This window comes from Serratia sp. (in: enterobacteria) (assembly GCF_046715635.1).
In the GTDB taxonomy this organism is placed as follows: domain Bacteria; phylum Pseudomonadota; class Gammaproteobacteria; order Enterobacterales; family Enterobacteriaceae; genus Chania.
In genome coordinates, this window is sequence record NZ_JBKJYW010000553.1 from 1 (window position 1) to 5,888 (window position 5,888).

Here is a 5,888-nt window from a genome sequence, read left to right on the forward strand (position 1 = left end):
AACTACCGCCTGAGCGCTGGCTGGATCGACTCTCACGTACACTGTTATCCCTCTTCACCGATTTATCATGACGACCCGGATCTGGTGGGCGTGAGCAGCGGCGTTACCTCGGTGGTGGATGCTGGCAGCACCGGCACCGACGATATCGATGAATTCTATGCCCTGACGCGCAGCGCCAAAACCAACGTCTTTGCCTTCCTCAATATCTCGCGCATCGGTCTGCTAAGGCAAAATGAGCTGGCCGATATGGCGGATATCAACAAGCAGCAGGTCAAACAGGCCATCGACGGCAAGCCGGGATTTATCATTGGCATCAAGGCGCGCATGAGCAGCAGCGTCGTGGGCCAGAACGGCACCAAACCGTTGGTGTTGGCCAAAGAGATCCAACAGGAAAACCAGCAACTGCCGCTGATGGTACACATTGGCAATAACCCGCCGGATCTGGACGAGATCGCCGATCTGTTGACCCAGGGCGACATCATCACTCACTGCTACAACGGCAAACCGAACCGCATTCTGACCCCGGCCGGTACCCTGCGCGAGTCGATCCAACGCGCGTTAAAACGTGGCGTGCTGCTTGATGTGGGCCACGGTTCGGCCAGCTTCAGCTTTGAGGTTGCCCGCCAGGCCATCGCGCTGGGGATTTTCCCGCACACCATCAGTTCCGATATCTACTGCCGTAACCGTCTGGCTGGCCCGGTGCACAGCCTGGCGACGGTGATGTCCAAATTCTTTACCGTTGGGCTTTCTCTGGCGCAGGTCATTGGCTGCGTAACGGAAAATGCCGCTGCGGCGTTACGCCTGACCACCAAGGGGCAGCTGAAACCCGGCTTTGATGCCGACCTGACCATTTTTGACCTCCGCCAGGGGCCGCAGGTATTTGCCGATGCCGAAGGGGAGTCCGTGAATGGCGAACAACTGTTGGTGCCGCTGGCTGCCGTAGTGGCCGGGGAAGTCCTATTAACCGATCAAGGAAAAGCCGCTCATGTCTTCAGTCTATGAAAAATATAACTTAAAGCAGGTGATCAATACTTCCGGCCGCATGACCATTCTCGGCGTTTCTACGCCACGCCAGGAGGTGATTGACGCTGTAGATTACGGCCTGAATCATTACTTTGAAATCAAGGATCTGGTCAACAAGACCGGCGCCTATATTGCTGGCCTGCTGAATGTGGAAGATGCGGTGATTGTTTCCTGCGCCTCTGCCGGTATTGCCCAGTCGGTGGCGGCAGTGATCGTCAAGGACAACGCCAACCTATTGGTCAACCTGCATTCCGCTATGGTGAACGAGCCGCGCGAGATCGTGTTGCCGCGTGGCCATAACGTCAACTTTGGTGCGCCGGTGGATACCATGGTCGCCCTCGGCGGCGGTAAGGTGGTAGAAGCGGGTTATGCCAACGAGTGTTCCCCTGAACAGATTGAAGCCTGCATCACCCCGCAGACCGCCGCCATCTTGTACGTCAAGTCTCACCACTGCGTGCAGAAAAGCATTCTCTCCGTCGAACAGGCAGCCGTGGTGGCACGTAAGCATAACCTGCCGCTGATCGTCGATGCCGCTGCCGAAGAAGATCTGATGTGTTACTACCAGATGGGGGCCGATCTGGTGATCTACAGCGGTGCCAAGGCTATTGAAGGGCCAACCAGCGGGCTGGTGATCGGCAAGAAACAATACGTGGAATGGGTGAAGCAACAGTCTGGCGGTATTGGCCGGGCGATGAAAGTGGGTAAAGAGGGCATCCTCGGCCTGACGCAGGCGATCGAAAGCTACCTGACGTCGGAGAAAACCACCGGTGCGCAAATGGTAGAGCGCATGACGCCGTTTATCAGCCAACTGAATACCCTCAATGGCATCAGCGCCAAAACCGTCTGGGATAGCGCAGGGCGCGATATTGCCCGCATAGAAATCACCTTTGATGAAGCGGTGTTGGGGATGTCGACCGTTGACATCGTCCAGCGGCTGAAAACCGGTGATATCGCCATCTATTTCCGTGGCTACAAAGCCAACGAAGGCAAGATTGAGGTGGATGTCCGCAGCGTGAACGAGCAGCAGCTGATGACCGTCTTTACCTGTATTAAACATCTGTTTACGGAGACCCAAGCATGAAGCTGAAGCCTAATTACTATAAAGACCGCGTTTGCCTCAACGTGCTGGCTGGTTCAAAAGCCAACGCACAGGACATCTATAATGCGGCGCAGGGGCACGTATTGGTGGGAGTTCTTTCCAAAAATTATCCTGACGTTGAGAGCGCCGTGGTAGATATGTCGCGTTATGCGCGCCTGATCGAGAACGCGCTTTCCGTGGGCCTCGGGGCAGGCGATCCCAAGCAGTCGAATATGGTCAGCCTGATCTCCGAGCACGTCCAACCTCAGCATGTGAACCAGGTATTCACCGGCGTTGGTGCCAGCCGTGCACTGCTGAGGCAAAACCAAACCGTGGTGAACGGCCTGGTCTCGCCAACCGGTCGCGTGGGCTGGGTGAAGATTTCCACCGGGCCGCTGAGCGCTCATGCTGCGGATGGCATCGTGCCGGTAGAGACCGCGATTGCGTTATTGAAAGATATGGGCGGCAGCTCGATTAAATATTTCCCGATGGGTGGCCTGAAGCATCAGGACGAATATGAGTACGTGGCGAAAGCCTGTGCCGAGCATGACTTTATGCTGGAGCCGACCGGCGGCATCGATCTGGAAAACTTCGAACCGATCCTGGAGATTGCGTTGAAAGCCGGTGTGAAGCAGGTGATCCCGCATATCTACAGCTCCATCATTGATTCCTCCAGTGGCGATACTCGCCCGCAGGATGTCAAAACCTTGCTGGAGATCGCCAAGCGGCTGGTGGGGTAAATCCGCGACCCCTCACCCCAACCCTCTCCCACAGGGAGAGGGAGCTGTCCGGAGCTGTTATCAGGTGCAGGAGTGAGTCTGTAGCTTGTTTAACTATCTTGAGGGGGGGACGGTGTTGTAGTTCGGTGTGGCGGTTGGATACTGGAGTTAAATTGTGGCACGTTCGGTCCCCTCTCCCTTCGGGAGAGGGAGCTGGTACGGAGTTGTGGTTAGGTGTGGTGTAACGCTGTGGCATGTTCGATTTGATGTGGCGGTTGGATACTGGAGTTAAGTTGTGGCACGTTCGGTCCCCTCTCCCTTCGGGAGAGGGTTAGGGTGAGGGGCATCTTTTTGTCCCTATCTATCGGTCAAAAGGATAACTATGCGAAACTGGCAGGCTTCGAAATTACCAATCGCTCCGCTGTGGAGCGCGCTGTCCCTGGCGTTGTTGGCTATCGCCAGCCCGGCGTTACATGCTGAGGATGCAATGACACCCACGTCGTCTCATTTTGCCTATATTGGCACCTATAACCCGAACGGTGAGGGGGTTTATCGCCTGCAGGTGGATGCGAAAACCGGGGCGCTGAGTGCCAAGACGCTGGTCAGCAGCCTGCCTAATCCGGCCCAACTGGTCGCCGATGCCAAAGGGAAGACGCTATACGTTGCCAGCGAGGTGGCCGATTTTAATGGCACCCAGCACGGGGGCATTGTCGCCTATCGCATCAACCCACAGGATGGCAGTCTGACGCCGCTTAATCAGGTGGATTCACAAGGCGCGGGGCCGGTTTACCTTTCTCTGACCCCGGATGGCCGTCATCTGCTGGTGGCCAACTATGTCAGCGGCAGCGTTGCGGCGTTCCCGGTGGATAACGAAGGTAAGTTGGGACCAGCCAGTTCGGTGCAACAAGACATTGGACCTGCGGGCGCGGCCAAACCCGCCGCCGCGGTGGAAGGCAGCTTTGCCATCAGCGATCACAATGGCCCACATGCGCATATGATCGCCAGCGATCCGAGCGGCAAGTTTGTGTTCTCTACCGATCTGGGGCTGGATCGGATCTACCAGTGGCGTTTCGATGCCGCCAGCGGCAAGCTGACCCCGAACGATCCGCCGTGGATCGCGGCTTCTTCCGCCGGAGCCGGCCCGCGCCACTTCATATTCCATCCTAATGGTAAAATTGTCATACTAATCAACGAGGAAGCATCTACACTTACCAGCTACCGCTTTGATAGCCAAAAGGGGACCCTGAAACAGTTACATGCAGTTTCAACTCTACCTGCCGATTATAAAGGTACCAGCTTTGCCGCTGGCATCGCCTTGGCTGCGGATGGTAAAAATCTGTATGTCGCCAACCGCCTGCACAACAGCATTGCGCAGTTCAGCGTAAGCGGCGAGGGCGAACTGAAACCGGTGGCGGAAACCTGGACGCGAGGCGATTACCCACGCACCATCACCTTGGATCCGAGTGGCCGCTATCTGTATGCCATGAACCAGCGTAGCGATAACGTAACCCGCTTTAGCGTAGACCAGCTCAGCGGCAAGCTCAGTTTTGTTGCAGGCTACACCCCAGTGGGTAGCCCTTCACAAATGGTATTCTTGCCAGCTGCGAAGTAACCAGTTGCCCACCTGACCCCCTCAGGTGGGCACGTTGATAACGGAAAGAAAATGGTGAGATTTCCCTACCCACGTTTGGCATCGCTGTTCGATGCTTTGCAGTCCGAAACGTTGCCGCAGGATGAGCTGGCGAAGCGTTTTGCCGTGTCTACCCGCACGGTACGCGCCGATATCACCGCGCTGAACGATATCCTGGAGAGTTATGGTGCGCAGTTTGTCCACAGCCGTGGGGCCGGATATCGCCTGCAGGTCGATGATGAGGCCCGGTTTAGTGCGCTCCAGCATCGGGAACGTAAACAGCACGCCACGCCGCGCAGCGCGCAGGAGCGGGTGCATTATCTGTTGATTCGCTTTTTGACCTCAGCCTTCTCGATGAAGCTGGAAGATTTGGCCGATGAATGGTTTGTCAGCCGGGGTACGCTGCAAAACGACATGGCTGAGGTGAGGGAGCGTCTGGCGCATTACCAGTTAACCATCGAGACCAAGCCGCGTTACGGTATGAAGCTGTTTGGTGCTGAAATGGCGATCCGCGCTTGCCTGACCGATCTGCTGTTCCAGCTGCATCTGGCGGATGCGGAAAACCCATTGCTGAACAATGACATCCTTCATCAGCCGCAGGTGTTGACCTTTGCCGGGCTGCTGCACCCGCTGCTGTCGCAATATGCCATTCGTCTGACCGATGAGGGCGAGCAATACCTGATCTTCTACTGTGCCGTGGCGCTACGACGCATCACAGACGGCTATCCGCTACAGGATTTTGATGTGGAAGACGGTGATGATGCGGTACGCAAAGCATCAACTTGGCTGGCAGGTGAACTGAGCAAGGCCACGGGCAAAGAGATTGCGGCAGCGGAAGAGGCCTATTTGCGGGTCAACATCGCTGCCAGAAGGGTACAGGAAGTGCAGCCGACCAAAATCAACGCCGATGATGAAGAGGCGCTGGTGGATTACATCCTGTCCTACATCAACTCGCACTATAACTACAACCTGCAGAACGACAAGCAGCTGCGGGCCGATCTGCTCACCCATATCAAAACCATGATTACCCGGGTGAAATACCAGATCAATATCCCGAACCCGCTGTTGGCCAACATCAAGCAGCATTATCCGATGGCCTATGATGTGACGCTGGCGGCAGTTTCGAGCTGGGGCAAACATACGCCTTATACCCTGAGCGAAAACGAAATCGGCTATCTGGTGCTACATATTGGCGTGGGCCTGGAGCGGCACTACAACATTGGCTATGAGCGCCATCCGCAGGTGATGCTGGTGTGCGATACCGGTAACTCTACGGTGCGGATGATCCAGGCCCAGATTGCGCGCAAATATCCGCAACTGGTGGTGACGCGCATCGTTTCGCTGCGTGATTACGAAATTCTCGCCAGTATCGACGAAGATTTTATCATTTCCAATGCGCGCATCAGCGAGAAGAACAAGCCGGTCGTAGTGATGTCGC

5 protein-coding genes are annotated in these 5,888 nt (G+C 56.1%); all 5 read left to right on the forward strand.

Going from position 1 to position 5,888, the window contains the following annotated elements:
- Positions 1 to 1,002: amidohydrolase/deacetylase family metallohydrolase (locus ACLQ7H_RS28670; protein WP_411755604.1), on the forward strand; the 1,002-nt coding region annotated here is incomplete at its 5' end.
- Positions 986 to 2,104, forward strand: a complete 1,119-nt coding sequence (locus tag ACLQ7H_RS28675) for a DgaE family pyridoxal phosphate-dependent ammonia lyase (RefSeq protein ID WP_411755605.1) — start codon at positions 986 to 988, stop codon at positions 2,102 to 2,104. The genes ACLQ7H_RS28670 and ACLQ7H_RS28675, both read left to right, overlap by 17 nt.
- The gene (gene dagF, locus ACLQ7H_RS28680; RefSeq protein ID WP_411755606.1) at positions 2,101 to 2,841 is read left to right on the forward strand and encodes a 2-dehydro-3-deoxy-phosphogluconate aldolase; all 741 of its coding nucleotides are present in this window, start codon (positions 2,101 to 2,103) and stop codon (positions 2,839 to 2,841) included. The genes ACLQ7H_RS28675 and dagF overlap by 4 nt, the downstream gene beginning before the upstream one ends.
- 361 nt (positions 2,842 to 3,202) lie before the next feature.
- Positions 3,203 to 4,432 (forward strand): lactonase family protein, encoded by a 1,230-nt coding sequence (locus ACLQ7H_RS28685; RefSeq protein ID WP_411755607.1) that lies wholly within the window; start codon positions 3,203 to 3,205, stop codon positions 4,430 to 4,432.
- A 51-nt stretch (positions 4,433 to 4,483) separates the two neighbouring features.
- The coding region (locus ACLQ7H_RS28690; protein ID WP_411755608.1) for a BglG family transcription antiterminator at positions 4,484 to 5,888 on the forward strand (1,405 nt) is incomplete at its 3' end.